Annotated in this window: 16 protein-coding genes; 2 read left to right on the forward strand and 14 right to left on the reverse strand. The window is 67.9% G+C overall.

Going from position 1 to position 19,920, the window contains the following annotated elements:
• Nucleotides 1-5: 5 nt before the first annotated feature.
• A complete protein-coding gene (locus M1L58_RS10620; RefSeq protein WP_308221806.1) occupies nucleotides 6-1,583 on the reverse strand; it encodes a carboxyl transferase domain-containing protein in 1,578 nt (525 codons plus the stop codon).
• Between the two features lie 215 nt (nucleotides 1,584-1,798).
• Between M1L58_RS10620 and M1L58_RS10625 the strand changes: the two genes are divergently transcribed.
• Nucleotides 1,799-5,377, forward strand: a complete 3,579-nt coding sequence (locus M1L58_RS10625; protein ID WP_248658871.1) for an indolepyruvate ferredoxin oxidoreductase family protein — start codon at nucleotides 1,799-1,801, stop codon at nucleotides 5,375-5,377.
• A 157-nt stretch (nucleotides 5,378-5,534) separates the two neighbouring features.
• On the opposite strand, the gene M1L58_RS10630 is transcribed toward M1L58_RS10625, so the two are convergent.
• From M1L58_RS10630 to M1L58_RS10660, 7 genes are all read right to left on the reverse strand, one after another.
• The gene (locus M1L58_RS10630; RefSeq protein ID WP_248658872.1) at nucleotides 5,535-6,353 is read right to left on the reverse strand and encodes an SAM-dependent methyltransferase; all 819 of its coding nucleotides are present in this window, start codon (nucleotides 6,351-6,353) and stop codon (nucleotides 5,535-5,537) included.
• Nucleotides 6,334-7,026, reverse strand: coding sequence for a DUF5336 domain-containing protein (locus tag M1L58_RS10635; RefSeq protein ID WP_248658873.1), 693 nt, complete (start codon nucleotides 7,024-7,026; stop codon nucleotides 6,334-6,336). Before M1L58_RS10635 ends, M1L58_RS10630 begins: the two co-directional genes overlap by 20 nt.
• 211 nt (nucleotides 7,027-7,237) lie before the next feature.
• Nucleotides 7,238-8,392 carry a DUF222 domain-containing protein gene (locus M1L58_RS10640; protein ID WP_248658874.1) on the reverse strand — a complete coding sequence of 385 codons (1,155 nt, stop codon included), beginning with the start codon at nucleotides 8,390-8,392 and terminating at the stop codon, nucleotides 7,238-7,240.
• Nucleotides 8,393-8,688: 296 nt separating this feature from the next.
• Entirely contained in the window at nucleotides 8,689-9,924 is a 1,236-nt protein-coding gene (locus tag M1L58_RS10645) for an acyl-CoA dehydrogenase family protein (RefSeq protein ID WP_248658875.1), read from the reverse strand.
• Nucleotides 9,921-11,582 carry a class I adenylate-forming enzyme family protein gene (locus tag M1L58_RS10650; protein WP_248658876.1) on the reverse strand — a complete coding sequence of 554 codons (1,662 nt, stop codon included), beginning with the start codon at nucleotides 11,580-11,582 and terminating at the stop codon, nucleotides 9,921-9,923. The genes M1L58_RS10645 and M1L58_RS10650 overlap by 4 nt, the downstream gene beginning before the upstream one ends.
• A 39-nt stretch (nucleotides 11,583-11,621) precedes the next feature.
• Nucleotides 11,622-12,602: a cyclase family protein gene (locus tag M1L58_RS10655; RefSeq protein WP_248658877.1), complete on the reverse strand. Its 981-nt coding sequence runs from the start codon at nucleotides 12,600-12,602 to the stop codon at nucleotides 11,622-11,624.
• A 283-nt stretch (nucleotides 12,603-12,885) separates the two neighbouring features.
• Nucleotides 12,886-13,725: a TetR family transcriptional regulator gene (locus M1L58_RS10660; RefSeq protein ID WP_248658878.1), complete on the reverse strand. Its 840-nt coding sequence runs from the start codon at nucleotides 13,723-13,725 to the stop codon at nucleotides 12,886-12,888.
• A 97-nt stretch (nucleotides 13,726-13,822) separates the two neighbouring features.
• Between M1L58_RS10660 and M1L58_RS10665 the strand changes: the two genes are divergently transcribed.
• Complete coding sequence (locus M1L58_RS10665) at nucleotides 13,823-15,457, forward strand: class I adenylate-forming enzyme family protein (protein WP_248658879.1); 1,635 nt, start codon at nucleotides 13,823-13,825, stop codon at nucleotides 15,455-15,457.
• Here the strand turns inward: M1L58_RS10665 and M1L58_RS10670 are convergent, their stop codons facing one another.
• From M1L58_RS10670 to M1L58_RS10695, 6 genes are read right to left on the reverse strand one after another with little or no spacing between them, the layout of a single operon-like run.
• Nucleotides 15,458-16,099, reverse strand: coding sequence for a TetR/AcrR family transcriptional regulator (locus M1L58_RS10670; RefSeq protein ID WP_154883134.1), 642 nt, complete (start codon nucleotides 16,097-16,099; stop codon nucleotides 15,458-15,460).
• 17 nt (nucleotides 16,100-16,116) lie between these two features.
• A complete protein-coding gene (locus M1L58_RS10675; RefSeq protein ID WP_006867795.1) occupies nucleotides 16,117-16,737 on the reverse strand; it encodes a nitroreductase family protein in 621 nt (206 codons plus the stop codon).
• A gap of 53 nt (nucleotides 16,738-16,790) precedes the next feature.
• Nucleotides 16,791-17,189: an NUDIX hydrolase gene (locus tag M1L58_RS10680; protein WP_248658880.1), complete on the reverse strand. Its 399-nt coding sequence runs from the start codon at nucleotides 17,187-17,189 to the stop codon at nucleotides 16,791-16,793.
• Complete coding sequence (locus tag M1L58_RS10685; RefSeq protein ID WP_248658881.1) at nucleotides 17,186-18,655, reverse strand: acetyl-CoA carboxylase carboxyltransferase subunit alpha/beta; 1,470 nt, start codon at nucleotides 18,653-18,655, stop codon at nucleotides 17,186-17,188. The genes M1L58_RS10680 and M1L58_RS10685 overlap by 4 nt, the downstream gene beginning before the upstream one ends.
• 45 nt (nucleotides 18,656-18,700) lie before the next feature.
• A complete protein-coding gene (locus tag M1L58_RS10690) occupies nucleotides 18,701-19,177 on the reverse strand; it encodes an RDD family protein (RefSeq protein WP_006867798.1) in 477 nt (158 codons plus the stop codon).
• Nucleotides 19,174-19,857, reverse strand: coding sequence for a hypothetical protein (locus M1L58_RS10695; RefSeq protein WP_248658882.1), 684 nt, complete (start codon nucleotides 19,855-19,857; stop codon nucleotides 19,174-19,176). The genes M1L58_RS10690 and M1L58_RS10695 overlap by 4 nt, the downstream gene beginning before the upstream one ends.
• Nucleotides 19,858-19,920: the final 63 nt, after the last annotated feature.

The following is a 19,920-nucleotide window of genomic DNA, read 5'->3' on the forward strand; positions in this document are numbered from 1 at the left end:
TCCGCTCACATCCGGAAGACGCCGTAGCGCGGGTCGGCCAGCGGCGCGTACCGCGCCGTCTCGAGGGCGAGTCCGAGCAGTGTGCGGGTCTGGGCCGGGTCGACGATGCCGTCGTCCCAGAGGCGTGCGGTCGAGTAGTAGGCGTCGGACTGCCGCTCGAACTGTTCGCGGATGGGCGCCTTGAAGGCCTCCTCGTCCTCTGCCGCCCAGGTGTCCCCGGATCGCTCGATCTGGTTGCGGCGCACCGTGCCCAGGGTGTCGGCCGCCTGCGGGCCACCCATCACGGAGATGCGCGCGTTGGGCCACATCCAGAGGAACCGCGGCGAGTAGGCCCGGCCGCACATCGAGTAGTTGCCGGCGCCGAACGAGCCGCCGACTATGACGGTGAACTTCGGGACCCGGGCACAGGCCACCGCATTGACCATCTTGGCGCCGTTCTTGGCGATGCCGCCCTGCTCGTAGGCCTTGCCGACCATGAACCCGGTGATGTTCTGCAGGAAGATCAACGGGATTCGACGCTGGTCGCAGAGCTCGATGAAATGCGCTCCCTTGAGGGCGGATTCGCTGAAGAGCACGCCGTTGTTGGCGATGATCCCCACCGGGTGGCCGTGGATGTGCGCGAAGGCGGTGACCAGGGTCGTACCGTAGTTCGCCTTGAACTCGGTGTATTCACCGGCGTCGCACATGATCTCGATGACCTCGCGCACGTCGTACGGGGTGCGGGAGTCGGTGGGCACCACGTCGTAGATGTCGGTCTGCGGACGGAGCGGCTCCCGCGACGGGATGGTCTCCCACTGCGGTGCCTCCCGCGGGCCGAGGGTGGCGACGATCTCACGGACCTTCGCCAGTGCCTGCTGGTCGTTGTCGACGAGGTGGTCGGTGACGCCGGAGACCGAGGAGTGCATCGCTCCGCCGCCGAGGTCCTCGGCCGAGACATCTTCGCCGGTAGCGGCTTTCACCAGCGGTGGACCGGCCAGGAAGATGGTGCCCTGGTTGCGGACGATGACCGTCTCGTCGCTCATCGCCGGGACGTAGGCGCCGCCGGCGGTCGAGGAACCGAGGACGGCGGCGATCTGCGGGATGCCCGCGGCGCTCATGTTCGCCTGGTTGAAGAAGATGCGGCCGAAGTGGTCGCGGTCCGGGAAGACCTCGTCCTGCTGCAGCAGCATCGCACCGCCGGAGTCGACGAGGTAGATGCACGGCAGCCGGTTGGCGGCTGCGATCTCCTGCGCACGCAAGTGCTTCTTCACCGTGACCGGGTAGTAGGTACCTCCGGAGACCGTGGCGTCGTTGGCCACGATCATGCATTCGCGACCGGCCACCCGGCCGACGCCGGCGATGACACCCGCGGCCGGCGCCTTGTCGTCGTACATCCCGAACGCGGCGAGCGGGGCGACCTCGATGAACGGCGAACCGACGTCCAGGAGGCCGTCGACGCGGTCGCGGGGCAGCAGCTTGCCGCGGGAGACGTGGCGCTCGCGCGCCTTGGCACCGCCGCCGGCGGCCACCGTCGTCAGACGCTGATGGAGCAGGTCGAGATTCTGCTGGTGCGCGGCCCGGAAGCCGTCGAGCGTGCTGGTCACCGTCGACCCTTCAGTTAGTAGGGATTAACTGAGCGGAATGGTACGCCATCGGGTGGCGTGTGTCACGCCCGCAACTGGCACCCCATCTGCGTGACGCGCGTCACGTCATCTCGTAGGGTGGTGTCAGGCCCACCACCCCCGGGCTCTCACAACCGATGCGTCGATCCCCGGCACGACCGGAGACGGCCACCGCACATAGAAGGCCAGGTAACCCCATGACCCTCGCAGACGACCGCGCACGCTTCCAGCAGGTGCCGACCCCACAGACCGGCTCGTCGGCAACACGCTCGTCCGAGCCCCTTCCTGACGACTTCTCGCTCGACGATCGCTACGCCCGCGAGTCGGGCACCATCTACCTCTCCGGCATTCAGGCCCTGGTCCGCATGGTCCGTGACCGTGCTCGCGTCGACCGCCGCCAGAACCTGAACACCGCCTCGTTCATCTCCGGCTACGAGGGCTCTCCCCTCGCCGGCTACGACCTCGAACTCGCCCGACGCCGCAAGCTGCTCGCGCCCTACGACATCACCCACCGGCCGGGCCTGAACGAGGAGATCGCCGCGACCTCGGTGATGGGTTCGCAAGTCGCCGCGCAGGTCGCGGAACTCGCCCCCACCGCCGACGGCACGCCCCGCGACGGCGTCGTCGGCTACTGGTACGGCAAGGCCCCCGGCCTCGACCGCGCCACCGACGCGATCCGTCACGCCAACCTCGTCGGCACGCATCCGTCCGGCGGGGCGGTCGCGCTGGTCGGCGACGACCCGGGCGCCAAGTCCTCGACCGTGCCGTGCGCGTCGGAGATGGCACTGGCCGACCTCTACATCCCGATCCTCTACCCCGCCGACTCGCAGGACATCCTCGACCTCGGTGTGCACGCGGCGGTCATGAGCCGCGTCAGCGGATTGTGGACGTCGCTGAAGATCTCGGCCCATGTCGCCGACGGCGCGTCGACCGCCCACGTCGATCCCGACCGGATCATCCCCACCTACGGCGATCTCGGGCGGAGCCCGCACGTGCCGAGTGGCCGACTGCTGGGCGCCAATCTGATGGAGCTCGAACAGAATCAGCTCACCACACGCATCCCCCGGGCGCTGGAGTACGCCCGGCTCAACGGGATCAACAAGATCGTGGTGTCGACCCCCGACGACCGGATCGGCATCGTCGCCGCCGGCAAGACCTACCTCGATCTCCGAGAGGCGTTGCGCCTGCTGAACATCGGCGATGACGACCTGCGTCGTCTCGGCATCCGCATCCTCAAGCTCGGGATGGTGTACCCGATCGAGCGGGACATCCTCGACCGCTTCATGTTCGGCACCGCGCCCGGTGATCTCGACGAGGTCATCGTCATCGAAGAGAAGCGCGACTTCATCGAGACGATGATGCGCGACATCCTGTTCCGGCATCCGCGTGCGCCGCGGATCGTCGGCAAGGTCCACGAGGACGGGTCGACCCTGTTCTCCCGCTTCGGTGAACTCGACGTCGATGCCGTCACCCGCGGCCTCGCGGATCGCCTCGCACGTCATCACGTCGACGCGGCGCAGGCGTGGATCGACAAGAAGTCGCGGCGTCGGACCCGCATCGAACTCCCGCTCGCCGTGCGCACGCCGTACTTCTGTTCCGGGTGCCCGCACAACAGCTCGACCAAGGTCTCCGAGGACACCCTCGTCGGCGCCGGGATCGGTTGTCACGCGATGGTTCTCCTGATGGACCCGCGCCAGGTCGGCGACGTCGCCGGGGTGACGCAGATGGGTGGCGAGGGCGCGCAGTGGATCGGTATGGCGCCGTTCGTCTCCGCCCGGCACTTCGTGCAGAACGTCGGTGACGGCACGTTCATGCACTCGGGCTCGCTGGCACTGCGTGCAGCGGTCGCCTCCGGTGAGAACATCACCTACAAGTTGCTCTACAACGGCACCGTCGCCATGACCGGCGGCCAGGACCCGGTCGGCGAGATGGACCTGCCGCGGCTGACCTCCCTCCTCATCGACGAGGGCGTCAGCAAGATCGTCGTGACCTCCGACGACCCGAAACGTACTCGCGCGCTGGGCCTGCCGAAGAACGTGGAGGTCCGCCACCGCGACGACCTGCTCGAGGTGCAGACCGAACTCGCGGGCGTACCCGGGGTGACCGTCCTCGTCCACGATCAGCACTGCGCCGCGGAGAAGCGCCGCAAGCGCAAGCGCGGCACCATGCCCACCCCCACCACACGCGTGATGATCAACGAACGCATCTGCGAGGGCTGCGGCGACTGCGGCGAGAAGTCGAACTGCCTGTCGGTGCACCCGGTGCAGACCGAGTTCGGACGCAAGACGCAGATCGACCAGAGTTCGTGCAACCTCGACTATTCGTGCCTGAAGGGCGACTGCCCGTCGTTCGTCACCGTCACCCCGGGTACGAAGCGGACGAGGGCCCGCGCCGCCGACATCCCCGACGCACTTCTCCCGGAACCGACGCTGCCCGCGGTGCGGGACACGTTCTCGCTGCGGGTCACCGGCATCGGCGGCACCGGTGTGGTGACCGTGTCGCAGGTGCTGGCGACGGCCGCGGTCCTCGACGGCCACGCCGCCCGGACCGTCGACATGACGGGCCTGGCGCAGAAGGGCGGAGCCGTCGTCAGCGACATCAAGGTCGCGCCGCACGACGTCGAGCAGGCCGCCAAGGTCGCCTCCGACGACTGCGACCTCTACCTCGTCTGTGACCCGCTGGTCGGAACCGACCCGGTCAACCTGAAGGTCGCGGCACCGGAGAAGACCGTCGCCGTGGTGTCCACGACGCAGGTGCCCACCGGGCTCATGGTCATCGACACCTCGGTGGGCTTCCCGGCGGAGACCGCGATCCATTCGGCGATCGACGCGAGGGTGACACGCGGCCTGTACCTGGATTCCGGTGCCCTGTCGACGGCGCTCTTCGGCGACGAGCAGTTCGCGAACATGCTCATGGTGGGCGCCGCATACCAGGCGGGCGCGCTGGCCATCTCGGCTTCGTCGATCGAGCGGGCCATCGAGCTGAACGGCGTCGCGGTCGATGCCAACGTGCAGGCCTTCCGTCGCGGACGTCAGGCGGTGGCCGACGCGGGCGCCGTGTCGGCGACCATCGCCTCGCTGCACGGCGCGGCGACCACGGAACCCGAACCGTCCGACCACGCGATGAGCGTCGTCCGTGCGAGTGGGTACGACGACGAGTCGGCACGCACCGTCGCCATCCGTTACGACGAACTGATCGCCTACGCCGACGAGCGTTATGCCCGTCAGTATCTCGACGTCGTCGAGCGGGTCCACCGCAGTGGAGGCGGCAACGCGTTGACCGACGCCGTGGCGCGCAACCTGTACAAGCTCATGGCCTACAAGGACGAGTACGAGGTGGCACGTCTGACGCAGGACGCCGCGTTCGCGGCGAAGGTGGCCGATGCGTTCGGCGACGACGCCGAGGTCGCCGTCCGGCTGCACCCGCCGACGCTGCGCCGGATGGGCATGCGCGAGAAGATGTCTCTCGGCGCCTGGGCGGACCGGCCGCTGGCGGGCCTCGCGAAGATGAAGCGACTCCGCGGGACGGCGCTCGACCCGTTCGGCCGCAACGAGATCCGTCGCACCGAGCGTGCACTGATCGTCGAGTACCGGGAGATCATCGACGCGGTGCTGACCGGGATCGAGAACGGCGGGATCGAGGAGTCGCAGTTCCCGGCCGTCGTCGAACTCGCCGGCCTCCCCGACATGGTGCGCGGCTACGAGAGCGTCAAGATGCGCAACGTCGAGAAGTACCGGGCGGAGGTCGGCCGGCTGCGCGGCTCGCTGGGGATCTGACACCGGGCGCGGTCCACCCCGGCGTCTGAAATGCGCCCCTGGAAACGACCCTCCAGCGGCCCACCAGCGACATATGGTCGCCCGTGGGCCGCTGGAGGGCTGATCTCGGGCGCAGATTTCAGGGGCGGATTTCAGGGGCGGATTTCAGGGGCGGATTTCAGGGGCGCCGCCGGAAGCGCGCGACGACGGTCTGACCGTCCTCGCCGGGGACGGCGTCGATGTCGAACGACGGCACGTACCCATCGCGGGAGGCGACGGCATCGAACTGGGCGACGTTCATCTCGATCAGCAGTACGCCGTCACCGGACAGCCACGTGTGTGCGTCGACGATCAGTGTGTCGACATGATCGAGACCGTCCACTCCCCCGGTGAGGGCACGTCGGGGTTCGTGGTCGCGGGCTTCCGGGGCCAGTAGGCCGAAGGCGTGATCGGGAACGTACGGCGGGACGGCGGCGAGCACATCGACGCGGCCGCGTAGCGACTCGGGTAGCGCGTCGAAGCCGATCCCGTGATGAATCTGCGCCGCGTCCGGCAGGTTTCGCCTGGCATGGACGAGCGCGTCTGCGGCGATATCGGCGGCGTGTACCTGCGCGCCGTCGACCGCAGCGGCCACAGCAGAAGCGATCGGTGCCACCCCGCAGAAGGCCTCGAGGACAACGGGTTCGGTCCGCTGCGACGCGGCCTTGATCGCCTCATGGGCCACCAACAGGGAACGCTGTCGCGGCACGAACACACCTGGTCCGACGCTGAGCCGCAGATCCCCGAACCGCACGTGCCCCAGCAGGTGTTCGAGGGGTTCACCCGCGACCCGGCGGGTGAACAGATCGTCGAGTTGGTCTGCGCCGGAGGCGTGTCGGCGGAGCAGTTCGGCCTCGTCCTCGGCGAATACGCAGCCCGCACGACGAAGAGCACTCACCAGCGGGTCTTCTATGAGACCCGCCGGCTGCACATGTCCGTCAGGAAGGTGTGGCGTCATCCTTCTTGAGACCGTACAAGAACGACGCGGCCAACAGCAGCGCCACCTGCACGAATCCGAAGATCAGCCCGACGATGGCGCCCGCTCCGAGGTCGAGGAACGGCGGCATGGACAACGCGGACGCGAACAGTGCCAACCATCCCGCGAGTGCGATCACTGCCAGGAACGGCAATGCCTTTCGGTACCGGGGAACGAGCACGAACGTCGTCGCGACCCCGACGACGCCGAGCAGGATGAAGAACTTGCCCGGGTTCAGCAGGATCTCGTAGGAGAAGAACCCGGGTATGCCGCCCTGCCCCTCCTCCAGATCGCGGCCCCACCGGTCGACTTCCTCCTCGGCTGCCGCGGACACGGTGATCCAGCTGATGAAGCCCATGAAGTACGTGACGACACCGGCCACGGCCGCGGCGAGCGCGAAAATCACCGAGAGATCGGGACGCGGCCCCAGACGTTGCGGCCCCATCCCGGGCGCGGGCCCCCAGCCGCCGGTCGGGTACTGATACTGCGGCGGATGCTCACCCCACTGCTGCCCGGGAACCCCACCGGTGGGCGGGCCACCCTGGAACTGCGCGGTCTCGCCCTGGTTGCCGGGGAATCCACCGGTCTGCGGCTGCCCGGGTGGGGATGGCGACCACTGACCGCCCTGCTGCTGGTTGGGATCACCTGGATTCACGGTGCGCTCCTCGTTCCTCATCCCCCGGACGGCCGCGCCTCATCGTCGTGACCTGCGGCCAGGGTAGGCCGACCGCCACCCCGATGCACCTGCGGCGACGAGATTCATTCGACCGGTCGGCCGATGTGACCAGACACTGTGGAGTTGTCAAGGAACGGATGCGGTCCCGACCGGCGTCGGGTGCGGAAGGTGCTGCGCTCAAGTCTTGGTGTCAGGCGGCGTCGTCGAGTCGCATGGTTCGTCGGTTGTAGGCGGGTAGCGGGCGTCGTTGGGGGTCGATGTCGGCGGGCGGGATGAGCCAGGGGTGGCGGTCGTAGCCGATCATGATGTCCCAGCCGTCGTGGTGGACCTGTGTATGTGATGGTGGGGCACCGCATTTGATGCAGGTCTCGTCCCGGATGATGATCGCCTTGCGCAGGTGGGGTGGGAACAGTCGTCGTTCGCGGCCCATCTGTAGTGGCACGGTCTCGCCGTCGATGACAATCTCGGTCAGGGTGCCGTCGCAGGACAGTTGTCGGGCGATGGCGTGGGTGGTCGGGCCGGTCCAGGGAAGGAATGCGGGGTTACCACCGTCGGCGGGGATGGTCAGGATCGTCTGGGCGCGTGGTGTGCCGATGGTGTCCATCGCCGCGCCGACTGCGGCTTGGTCGAGCAGTACTTCGAGTGCGTCGGCGCGGATCTGGGTTGCTGAGCGTCGGTCGGGGGCGCCGTCGGGTTCGGGTCGTGGTACGGAGCGTTCGTCGATCGTCGCGATGAACTTCTCACCGACGGCCTGTATGACGTTGGCGTGGATCTCGACGCGGCTGTCGTCGGTGGTGTGGTGTGACAGCGTGTCCAGGGATCGGTCGGCGCTCGCGGGGATGCCGCCCTGGTCGTCGGCGATGGTGTTGCCGATCGTCTGGGCGTGCTTTTGTATCTCGGCGGGGGTGGCACCGGAGAGGGCTTGGGCGAGGAGTCCGCTTTCGTAGGTGCCGCGGTCGTCGTCGGAAAGTGCTGTGGGTGAGCGTTTCTCGATGATTGCCATGCCACGGACGATGGCGTCGGCGACTTCTCCCGAGAGGGTTCCGTCGGCCGCGCAACTCTCGAGCTTGCTCAGGGTGCCGATGCTGTCGGCGATACGAATCGCACGAGTGGCGACCACCGGCGGGAATCCCATCTCGATCAGCAGCTTCTTGGTGGTCGATCCTGCTTTCTCCGCGACACGCAGATCATCGAGATCGCCTGCATAAGTGGAGATTCGGTGATCAGCCAGGTTGCGTACCTTTCTCCAGAAATCCAGATGCGAAATTGTCTTGCGCCCAGTGCGATCGTCGGTGGGTGGTGCGATTGCCGCGAGCTGGTCGAGGAGGGATTCGAGCGGTGCCATGACTCCACGGTACTCGCACATACGTTCGAGTACCGTGAATATTCCACAGCAGTTCTTGGTGAATTGTCAGTGGCTGCAGGATATTTCACGATCGCTAAGAACTGGAGGATTTGCAGCACATCTCCCCCGTCACCCGCTACCCGAGGAGCGAGCGCCACGAAGGCCTGGCGGCATCTGCTCACCAGGCCTTCGTGGCTCGTCGCTTACGCTCCTCGCACCTCAGGCAGCGGACCTGGGTGCGTCGCGCTCTTTCGGATCAGGCAGCAAGGGTGAAGGAAACCGCTACGCGGGAACGATCACCGACGTAGCTCCGACTTGGCGATGGTGCGGATGTGCACCTCGTCCGGACCGTCGAAGATGCGCATCGCGCGGTGCCAGCCGTACATTGCGGCCAGCGGCACGTCGTCGCTGACGCCGGCGCCACCGTGGACCTGGATCGCCCGGTCGATGACCTCGAGCGCGACCCGCGGCACCGACACCTTGGCGGCCGAAACATACGGCGCGGCGGCCTTGTTGCCGAGTTCGTCGATCGTCTTCGAGGCCAGCTGGCACAGCAGACGAGCCTGGTCGATCGCGATGCGCGACTCGGCGATCTGCTGCTGCACGACGCCCTGCTCGGCCAGCGGCTTGCCGAACGCGACGCGCCCCTTCGACCGCTGGACCATGAGGTGCAGAGCACGTTCGGCAGCGCCGAGCGCACGCATGCAGTGGTGGATGCGGCCGGGGCCGAGGCGCGCCTGCGCCATGGCGAATCCGCCGCCTTCCTCACCGAGCAGGTTCTCGGCGGGCACCCGGACGTTGTCGTACACGATCTCGACATGACCGTGCTGGTCGTGACGACCGAACACCGGTACGTCGCGGACCACGGTGACACCCGGGGTGTCGATCGGGACCAGCACCATCGACTGCTGTCGGTGGGTCGCCGCCTCGGGATCGGTCTTGCCCATCACGATGAGCAGCCTGCAGCGCGGGTCGGCCGCACCGCTCGTCCACCACTTCCGGCCGTTGATGATGTAGGAGTCGCCGTCGCGAGAGATGCTGGTCTCGATGTTGGTCGCATCCGAACTCGCGACGTCCTTCTCGGTCATCGAGAACGCCGACCGGATTCGGCCGTCGAGCAGCGGTTCCAGCCAGGTCTGCTTCTGCTCGTCGGTGCCGAACAGGTGCAGCAGCTCCATGTTCCCGGTGTCGGGCGCCGCACCGTTGACGGCTTCGGGCGCCAGATGCAGGCTCCAGCCGGTGATCTCGGCCAGACCGGCGTAATCGAGCTGGCTGATCCCGGATTCGGACGGCAGGAACAGATTCCACAGGCCGCGTGCGCGGGCCCGCTTCTTCAGCTCCTCGACGACCGCCGGCACGGCGTGATCGTCGGGACCGGCGAAGCCGCGCTCCTCTTCGTAGCGCTGCTCCGCCGGGAAGACGTCGGAGTGCATGAACGCAATGAGTTCCTCGCGCAGCTCCAACGCCTTCGCCGACGGCCGCAGATCCAGCGTCTCGGCCGGGGTGCGGAAGTTCAGATCCGGCTGGGTCACTGTGCCACCGTCCGCAGTTCGCGACGCAGCAGCTTGCCCGTGGCGGTCTTGGGGATGTCGCCCATCACCACGACCTCGCGCGGGTACTTGTAGGCCGCCATCCGCGTCTTGCAGTGGTCGATCAGTTCCTCCGGCGTCGCCTCCGTTCCCGGACGCAGACTCACGAACGCCTTCACGGTCTCACCGCGGTAGGAGTCGGGTACGCCGACGACGGCGGCCTCACGAACCGAAGGATGTTCGTACAGGACGTCTTCGACCTCGCGTGGCCACACCTTGAAACCACTGGTGTTGATCTGGTCCTTCTTGCGGTCGACGATGTAGAACCATCCGTCGGCGTCCATGTAGCCGACGTCGCCGGTGTGCAGCACGCCGTTCGGGATGCCCTTCGCGGTCGCCTCCGGCTTGTTCCAGTAACCGGCGACCACCTGCGGGCCGGCGGTGACCAGCTCGCCGACCTGGCCCGCGGGTAGGTCGTTGCCCTGCTCGTCGACGACCCGGACGACCGTGTCGTACACCGGGATTCCCACCGAGGTGGCCCCGGTCTCCTCGTCGGACGGAGCCGTCACACCGAACGGCACCGCATGCGACGGAGACGTGGTCTCGGTCAGGCCGTACACGTTGTGGATGTAGTGACCGAACCGCTGCTGGAATTCGGCGATCGTGCTCGGCGGGATCGGCGCCCCACCGGAGTAGATCTTCGACAGGGTCTTCAGCGATGCCGGGTCGATGTCCGGCACGTTCATCAGCGCGATGAACACCGTGATCGATCCGACCGTGAACGTCGCCTTCTCCCGCGCGATGGTCGCGATGGTGTCCGCCGGGTCCATCCGGTACATCAGGACCAGCGGCGCACCGGTGAGTTCGGCCAGTGCGATGTGCGCGATGAGACCGGTGATGTGGAACAGCGGAGCGACGCCCAGGATCACGTCGTCGCTGTCGACACCGACCCAGTCGCGGTAGGTCTGCGCGTTGAACACGACGTTGCGATGGGTGGTCATCGCGCCCTTGGGCGGTCCGGTGGTTCCCGACGTGTAGGTCAGGAAGGCGACGCTGTCTGCGGTGAGATCGACCTCGGGCGGGCGCTGACCGCGGTACTTGGCGAGCATCGTCGCCAGGTCGACGGTGTCGGGGCAGTCGATCTTCTCGACACCGGCCAGGGTTCCGCTGTTCGCGGTCTGGTACTCCAGCTCCGAGGTGGTGATGACGGTCCGCACCGCGGTCTTGTTGTCGCGCAAGGCCTCCTGTGCGACGTCGCGGTACAGCGACTGCATCGCGACCAGTACCGTGGCGCCGGAATCGACGAGGATCTCGGCGAGTTCACGGCTGCGGTACATCGGGTTGGCCGAGACGGCGATGCCGCCGGCCTTCCAGATACCCAGCTGCGCGATGACGAACTGCGGGATGTTCTGGGCGTAGACCACCGCGCGGTCACCCGGGGTGAAGCCCAGGTCCAGGATGCCGACCGCGAACGCGTCGGTCAGCTCGTCGAGCTCACCGGCCGTGATCGATCCGTCGAAGTAGCGGATCAGGTCGGCGCCCGGGTTGCGCGCGGCGGTGGCCGCGAACATGTCCAGCGCGGTCTCGAATTCGATACTGCGCGGCGCGAGATCCTGCTCGCGGTAGTGGCTGCGCCACACCTTGTCGTCGTAGACACTCATGTCTGACGTTCCTCTTTCGGCGAAAGACTCGAAAATGAGTCAGCGGATGACGACGGGGTTCACCGGCGCACCGGTGCCGCTGACGACCTTGAGCGGTGCCGCGACGTACAGGAAGCTCCAGCGGTTGTCGGCGGCACACGCCTCGGCCAGCTCCTCGAGCCAGACGATCTCGGTGAACACGACACCCAGGTTGCGCATGAGCGCGTTGTGAAGTGGAAGCGCCACACCGGATTCGGGGTCGGTGGTGACCTCGTTGGCGATGGTGTCGGTGACCAGGTTGGGGATCTCCTTGTCCTGGAACCACTGCACGAGTTCACGCGAGTAGGTCAGGCCGGGCTCGCAGAAGCCGTCGTAGAACTCTTCCGGGTTGTTCAGCTCGTACCAGTAGGTCAGCCACCCGGTGCGGATGATCAGGATGTCGTGCGGCTCGATGGTGACACCCTGTGCGGCAGCGGCGGCCTCGAGGTCGTTGTGGTCGAAGGTCTCACCCTTGTCCAGGTACTTCTTGCCGCGGTACCGGGCCATGTCGATGAGCACACCACGGCCGACGACGCCCTTCTCGGCGATCGGCAGCACCGACGCCTTCTCCAGTGCGTCGACGGTGCTGCGGGCGTCGTAGCCGTTGTAGAGCTTGCCGTCGTACCAGACGTGGCCGAGGGCGTCGTACTGCGTGGAGCCCTGCAGGAAGATGTTCGCGGTGTCGTCGGCGTAGTGCAGGCCGCCGGGGAACTGCGGCGCACCGTCGCCGTCCCACGACGACTCGTCGAGGATGTTCTTTCGGTTGATGCCCTCGCGGCCCGGCCACAGCGGATCTCCGGGGCTCTCGGTGCGACCCATCTCGATCTGGAGGGTGAAGGTCTCCCCCGACTTGATGTGGCCGACACCGCGCAGGACCTCGCCCGCGTCCAGGTAGTTCAGGGCGCCCACCTCGTCGTCGGGGCCCCACTTGCCCCAGTTCGACGGGGTGTCGGCTCCCAGCAGGTCACCCATGGACGGCGCAGCGGTCTCGATCTCGGTCATCTCATCTCCTTTGATTCGATCCAGAGCGGAACCGACGGTTCCGGGTCGCACCCAGAACGGTGCGGACTGAACTTTGCGACTGAACTTTGTGAGCGCTCGCTCGGTAAGTTCATTGTGACGAGCATCGCACTCGTTCGCAACGCCGTCAAGAGGCGAAATCGGTGATGTCTCAGGGTTTGTCAGCAGCAGAGCGGAAAGCCCAGTACATGCGGCAAGTTCAGCGAAGCTGAACACGCTCGAACCGGAGCCACAGAGCGTGGATCCGCCGACGGTCCGAGGCGGCCTAGCGGTCGGCCTGGTGCCCCACCATGGCGAGCGCCAGATCCGCGTACTCGCGAGCGATCCGGCGGCCGTGGGCGGCGTCGGAGTCGTCGGTCCAGGTAGGCACGGCCAGGCACATCGTGACGATCGCCTTGGTCGCCACGGACAGGTCACCCGACCGGAAGGCGCCGAGTTCGGCGGCGCGACGGGCCGTGTCGAGCAGGCGACCCTCGATCTGCGCCATCGACGCCTGCAGGTGCGTGCGGTTGGGTTCCTCCAGACGCCGGAGCTCCGTCGCCAGGACAAGCGCCAGCGCACGCCGCTCGACGTGGAACAGCGTGAGCGCCTCCACCATGTTGGCGAAAGCGGTCACCGCGTCGACGCCGTCGCCGGCCGCGTCGAGGCGTTGGGCCAGGTCAGCGTGGGCGATGTTGACCAGCGCGACGAGCAGATGCTGCTTGCTCGGGTAGTGGTGATAGATGCCGGCGACACTGATGTCGGCGCCGGCTGCGATGAGGCGCATCGTGGCACCGTGGTAGCCGAGCTCTTCGAAGACGTCGATCGCCGACTCCAGCACCGGGTCCAGGATCAGCGGGGCGAACACACGCCAGTCCGTCGGGTCCGCGGCGACCTCGACCTTCTCCGGTTGCGGCGACTCGAGGAAACGTGCGACGGGCACGTCCAGGCACTGCGCGATCTGACGCAAGCGGTCGACGGTGAGCCCGACCTTGCCGTTCTCGATGGCGCTCATGGTCCCGACGCTCACCCCGATACCGGCAGCCAGCCCACGCAGCGTCACGCCCGCCTGCTTGCGCAACTCGCGCACGGCGGCGCCGCTGTCGGTCACCGGTTGTTCGACCACGCTGAACAGCTTATGGGGAGGCGCCCATTTTTCGTAGACTCATCCTCGTGCTCCACGATCTGTCGCCTCGCTCGCGTCGCCCCGAACGCTCGTACGCATGAACGCCTACGAGAGCCGTCCCTGGCTGGCCAACTACCCGCCCGGACTCTCCGAGCACCTCGACCTCGAGTTCGGGTCCCCGCTCGAGGCGTTCGACGCCGCGCTCGCTGCGGCTCCCGACGCTCCGGCCGTCCACTACTTCGGCGCGACGCTGAGCTGGGCCGACCTCGACGCCGCCTCCGACGCCCTGGCCCACGCGCTCGGGGAACACGGCTTCGCGGCCGGCGACCGGCTGGGCATCGCCGTCCAGAACGAGCCGGCAATCATCCTCGGACTCCTCGCGGCCTGGAAGGTCGGCGGCGTCGCCGCTCTGATCAGCCCCATGTACAAGCGCAGCGAATTCCGCAGGGCCCTCGACGATTTCACGCCAACCGCGCTGCTCATCCTCGACGAGGTCCACGCGGAGGTCGCCGACGAGCTCGGGTCGATCGGACTCGTCGTCACGGCCTCGCCACTCGACTTCGCAGGCAGCGACGATCTGCAGCGCGTGTTCGACGTGTCCCGGGTTGTCACGGCAGGCACCGTCGAACTCCTCGACCTGATCGGCACCGGCTCGCGGGCGATCACCCGGCACGTACCCGCACCGGATGTCGTCGCGGTGCTGGCACCGACGTCGGGCACCACCGGCCCACCCAAGGGCGCGAAGCTGACGCACCGGAACCTCGCGTTCAGCGCGCAGGCCTATCGCACCTGGACCGGCCTGGAACCCGGCGAGCCGATCCTGTGCATGTCGCCGATCTTCCACGTCACCGGCCTGGTGGGCTCGGTGATGCTGGCGCTGTCCCTGCGCTCCCCGCTCGTTCTCACCCACCGATTCGACGCCGGCCTGATCTTCGACGCGGTGCGAGCCTGGCGTCCGGCGTTCTCCGTCGCCTCGATCACCGCCTACATCGCGCTGGCCGACCATCCCGACGCGTCGCCCGAGGCGTTCGAGTCACTCCGACTCCGCTATTCGGGGGGCGCACCGGTCCTCCCCGACGTCGCCGAACGGATCGAAGAGCGCCTGGGCGGGATGATCCACAACGTGTACGGGCAGACCGAGTCCACCTCGCCGACCCACATGGTGCCGCCCGGTGTCCCCGCGCCGGTCGATCCCGAAACCGGTGCTCTGTCAGTCGGTCTGCCGATCTTCGACACGATGGCCCGGGTCGTCGACGAGCGCGGCGAACCGCTGCCGCCGGGTAATTTCGGCGAGATCGTCACGGCCGGACCGCAGATCGCCGCCGGCTACTGGGGTCAGGTCGACGACGACGGATCGGCGCTGCGCAACGGTGAGATGCGTACCGGCGACGTGGGTTTCATGGATGCCGACGGCTGGTTCTACGTCATCGACCGCAGCAACGACCTGATCAACGCGTCCGGGTACAAGATCTGGCCGTTCGAGATCGAGCAGGTGCTGCAGTCGCATCCGGCGGTGCTCGAGACGGCTGTGGTCGGAATCCCCGACGACTACCGCGGTGAGTCGACCCGCGCCTACGTCGCCTTGCAACCGGGCGCGGAGGCCACGCCGACCGAACTCATCGAGTACTGCCGCGAACGGATGGCGGCCTACAAGTACCCGCGCGAGGTCGAGATCGTCGGAGCACTTCCACGCAGCGCGACCGGCAAGTTGCTGCGCCGCGAACTGCGCTGATCAGACCCGGCAGCCGAGTGCGGCCAGGGCCATCGCGGTGAGCAGACGACGCAGTTCGGACTCGTCGTAGGCGGGCAAGCGGGGCGAGGAGTTGAGCAGGCCGAACGTCGCGTGCACGCGGACGCGCGCCTCGGCCCGGTCGAGGGTGCGGCCCTCCTGCTGGTAGACGGCGATCACGACGTCGACCCAGCGTTCGACGTAGCGCCGCTGCAACAGTCGGACACGGTGGTTGGCCTCCGGCGTCATCGACGACAGATCACGATCCTGGACGACGATCAGGTCGGGTTTCGTGACGAGCACGTCGATGTGAAAACCGATGAGCGCCAACAGGGTCTCGGACGGCGGCCCGCCGCGGTCGACGACCTCGGCACCGCCGTCGTGCAGCCGCTGGCTGATGTCGACGAGCATCTCGTCGAGCAGTTCGGTCTTCGACGAGAAGTGCCGGTACATGGCCGGTCCACTCACACCGACCGCACGCCCGATGTCCTCGAGACGCACACCGGCGAAGCCGCGCTCGGCCATCTGCCGCGCGGCCGCGGTCAGCAGCTCGGCGCGCCGTGCGGCCTTCGCCTGGGTGCGACGGGTCGGCGGGCGGGGAACGTCCCCCGTCTCGACCGGTGGGGTGTCACTGGTGGCGGACATGGTGATCCGCACTCTACTCACCAGCCGTCGATGTGGAGCACCGAGTCGAGGGGCTTGCGCGGGGCCGGCTTGAAGTCGGTGCCGGTGTAGTAGGCCACCGGCAACAGGACACCCTGGTGGATGCCCGCGGGGATGCCGAGCAGCTCGGCGATCTCCTTCTCGTAGGCCAGGTGCAGCGTGGTCCACGCAGAACCGAGGCCGCGGGCGCGCAGCGCGAGTTGCAGGCTCCAGGCGCCCGGCAGCAGGGAGCCCCACACGCCGGCCTGGTTGCCCTCGGGCAGGTCGCCGCCGGTGTAGATCGCGCCGATGACCAGCACCGGGACCTGTCCCATCGTGTCGGCGAGGTATTGGGCGCTCGACGCGACCCGCTTGCCGGTCTCGTCGCGCGGCTGCTGCGCGGCGTAATACTTGGCGAAGGACTGCGCGTAGTAATCGGCGACCTTCTGCTTGAGTTCGGGGTCGGTGAGCACGATCCAGTGCCAGGTCTGGCTGTTGCTCCCGGTCGGCGCCTGCAGGGCGACCTCGAGTGCTTCCTTGACCACGTCGAGCGGGACCGGGCGGTCGTAGTCGAGACGCTTGCGCACCGAGCGCGTCGTCGAGAGCAGCTGGTCGGGATCGAGCGGCAGGAGTTCGGTCATGTCCCCATCTTCCACAGGATGGGCCGCGGGCACCACCAACCGTGGTCACATGCCTATTCGAGGAGCCCGTGTTTGCGGAGGTGCGCCACCAGTCCACGCGTCACCGGGAGCTCGGCGAGTTGCTCGGGCGTGAACCATCCGGCGTCCGCGGCGTCGTCTCCGGCACACAGCATCCCGGAGACGACCCGCGCGGCGAAGTCGTGGACCTCGAACACGACGTCGTCGGGCCCGGGGATGTCGACCGTCCACAGCAACTCGCCGACCTCGACGCGTAAACCGGTTTCCTCCACCATCTCCCGCACGACCGCGGCTTCGATCGACTCGCCGGGCTCGACCTTTCCGCCCGGCACCGTCCACTTCCCGGCCTGCGGCGGATTTCGCCGTTGGATGAGCAGGACCCGGCCGTCGTCGTCGGTGAGGACGGCACCGACCGCGACTATGCGCGTGGTCATCGCACGTCCGCCGCGGGTACCCGGGTGCGCGCTCGGGCGTCCGGCGTCGGCGAGCTCGCGAGGTATCTGCCGACCGCCTCACGAATTCCGGCCAGCGCGTTGGCGTCGGAGTCGGCGTCGACGATCACATCGACCATTCCCTGCGCTGCGAGCCGTCCGGCGAGAATGCCCTGGCGCGCGGCCATCTCGCCGGCGTGCTCGAGGTCGCGATGGACGATCAGACTCGCACCTTCGGGAGGCAACGGCGACAACCACGCATCGGCGCGGGCCACGCGCAGGTCCGCCGGGAACAGCGCCAACGCCGCACCGCCGGCGCCCTGCCCCAACATCACCGAGACGGTCGGGACCGCGACCTTGATCAATTCGACCGTGCAGCGGGCGATCTGGGCGGCGAGCCCGCCCTCCTCGGCGACCACCGACAGTTCCGCCCCCGGGGTGTCGATGATCGTGACAACCGGGAGGCCGAGATCGCCGGCGGCCATGATCGCCCGGCGCGCCTCGCGCAGGTGTCGCGGCCCGGGCAACTCGCCGTCCTCCTGGGACACCCGGTCGTAGCCGACGACCATCGCCACGCGGCCACCGAAGTCGCTGAGTGCGAAGCGAAGTGGGCCGGCGTCGGACAGTGCCGCCGAATCCCCGTGCGCGAGGAACTCGATGAGCCCCGCCCGTCCCGGTTCACGGGTTGCCAGGACGCTCGCCCAGGCGTCGTGCGCCGGCGCACCGAAGTCGTCGGGCGCGGGCTGCGGAGCCTGCGTCGGCGGCGCATCACCATGCAGGGCGAGCAGTCTCAGCACCGACGCCAGCCGCCCGGCCAGATCTCCCGGCTCCACCACATCGTCGACGACCGTTGTGCGAACCAGGTTCTCGGCCGTCTGCACGCCGTCGGGAAAGGGTTCGCCGTAGAGCCCCTCGTACACCCGGGGGCCGAGGAATCCGACGAGGGCGCCCGGTTGCGCCCACGTCACGTGACCGAGTGAGCCCCACGAGGCGAAGACACCGCCGGTCGTGGGATGCCGCAGATAGACGAGGTACGGCAGACCGGCCGCCTTGTGCGCGGTGACCGCGCCGGTGATCGCGACCATCTGGAGGAACGCCGCGGTCCCCTCCTGCATGCGGGTGCCGCCCGATGCGGGCAAGGCGATCAGGGGAAGGCGTTCGCGGGTGGCCCGGCCGATCGCGTCGACGATCCGTGCACCCGCGTCGCGGCCGATGGACCCACCGAGAAATCCGAACTCGCTGAGGACGATCGCCGCCCGGTGACCGCCGATCAGGCCGGTGCCGGTCATCACCGATTCGTCCGAATCGCTGCGCTCCCGGGCACGGGCGAGGTCGTCGGCGTAGGCGCGGTCGTCGCCGTCGGAGGTGACCGCGGGGCGGACGATCGCGGAGTCCCACGACTCCCACGATCCGTCGTCGACGATCAGGTCCCGCAAGTCCGCGGCCGACAACCGTGCCCGTTCACCCATGCCTCACACCGTATCCCGCACGCGGCCTCTGTACGGCGAACGCGGTCAGCGGGAGTAGATGACCCTGGTGCGGAAGACGATGTCGGCGACCGAGCGGCGCCGACGGTCGACGGCCACCCACACCAGGCCGATGGCGAAGACGGTGCAGAACAGGGCTCGCAGCACGGCGACGGCCGGCCGGACGCGTGAGCCCTTGCTGTTCACCACTCGGAGTCCCATCACGACCGAGCCCAGGGTGCGGCCGGACACCTCCCAGCACGTGGACAGGTAGAACACCGCGGTGATCACGAACCCCGTTGTGGTGAACAGGATGTTGAGCTGCGGGAAGTGGAACTCGCTGACGGTGACGGCGAACTTCATCAGGGCGAGACCGAGATAGCACGCGCCCAGGATGGTCCAGACGACGAGCAGGTCGAGGAAGGCCCCGATGCCGCGACTGACGATCCCGGCGTCCTTGTCCCGGTCCTGCACGGCATGCGCCCGGTGCACCGCCGGATGGTCGGGTTTCGGTTCTGCTGTCATCTGCCTGCACCGTCCTGGCCGGGCTCGTCGGCGACCTCGGCGGCGCGTCGACGCAGGAACCTGTTGACCGCGTTGGCGACCGCGTCGTCGGCACGTTCGCTGGTGCTGCGCACGTCGGTCATCACGTCGGCGGTGACCGATGTGCTGGCCTCCCGGATGATGTCCGGGAGGTCGACGCCGTCGATGATCTCCTCGGCGAGGCCGACGAGGTCGACGCGGTCGAGAATGGCCTCGATGTCTATCCGCGAAGCCACCGCGTCGAGGTCGACGGTCCCGATGACCTCGTCGATGTCCACCAGGGCGATGGCCTTCATCAGATCCACCTGCGCGACAGCACGATCGAGGTCGACCGTCTCGATCACCGCGTCGAGATCGATGACCGCGAGGACCTCGGCGATGAGCCGGTGCAGATCGACGTTGCGCAACACGAGGTCGGTGAGGTCGACCTCCTCGGTGAGGACCTCGACGACCTGGCGGACGACCGCACCGAGGATCGTCCGCGTCGTCGTGGCGACCCGGACGCGGGTGTCGTCGACCAACCGCTGCGCCCTGGTACGTGCCGCGCCGATGATCCCGCCCGCGACCGGCAGGCGTTCGGCCGCGTCGACGACGACCCCCGCGAAACGCCACGACTCCCTCACCAATTGGGATGTCGCACCGCCCCGCGGCTCTGGGTTCACCGCCGAATTATCGCACGCGGGGATCGGCCCGGACCGTCGCAATCGTGTCACGTCGTGTGCCGT

The organism is Gordonia sp. C13, assembly GCF_023218005.1.
Taxonomy (GTDB): domain Bacteria; phylum Actinomycetota; class Actinomycetes; order Mycobacteriales; family Mycobacteriaceae; genus Gordonia; species Gordonia namibiensis.

Bases quoted from the DNA above. Each gene is read 5' to 3' on its own strand.
- M1L58_RS10625 (WP_248658871.1), top strand. From the start codon at position 1,799: ATGACCCTCGCAGACGACCGCGCACGCTTCCAGCAGGTGCCGACCCCA.
- M1L58_RS10630 (WP_248658872.1), bottom strand. From the start codon at position 6,353: ATGACGCCACACCTTCCTGACGGACATGTGCAGCCGGCGGGTCTCATA.
- M1L58_RS10640 (WP_248658874.1), bottom strand. From the start codon at position 8,392: ATGGCACCGCTCGAATCCCTCCTCGACCAGCTCGCGGCAATCGCACCA.
- M1L58_RS10650 (WP_248658876.1), bottom strand. From the start codon at position 11,582: ATGAGTGTCTACGACGACAAGGTGTGGCGCAGCCACTACCGCGAGCAG.
- M1L58_RS10655 (WP_248658877.1), bottom strand. From the start codon at position 12,602: ATGACCGAGATCGAGACCGCTGCGCCGTCCATGGGTGACCTGCTGGGA.
- M1L58_RS10665 (WP_248658879.1), top strand. From the start codon at position 13,823: ATGAACGCCTACGAGAGCCGTCCCTGGCTGGCCAACTACCCGCCCGGA.
- M1L58_RS10670 (WP_154883134.1), bottom strand. From the start codon at position 16,099: ATGTCCGCCACCAGTGACACCCCACCGGTCGAGACGGGGGACGTTCCC.
- M1L58_RS10675 (WP_006867795.1), bottom strand. From the start codon at position 16,737: ATGACCGAACTCCTGCCGCTCGATCCCGACCAGCTGCTCTCGACGACG.
- M1L58_RS10680 (WP_248658880.1), bottom strand. From the start codon at position 17,189: ATGACCACGCGCATAGTCGCGGTCGGTGCCGTCCTCACCGACGACGAC.
- M1L58_RS10685 (WP_248658881.1), bottom strand. From the start codon at position 18,655: ATGGGTGAACGGGCACGGTTGTCGGCCGCGGACTTGCGGGACCTGATC.
- M1L58_RS10690 (WP_006867798.1), bottom strand. From the start codon at position 19,177: ATGACAGCAGAACCGAAACCCGACCATCCGGCGGTGCACCGGGCGCAT.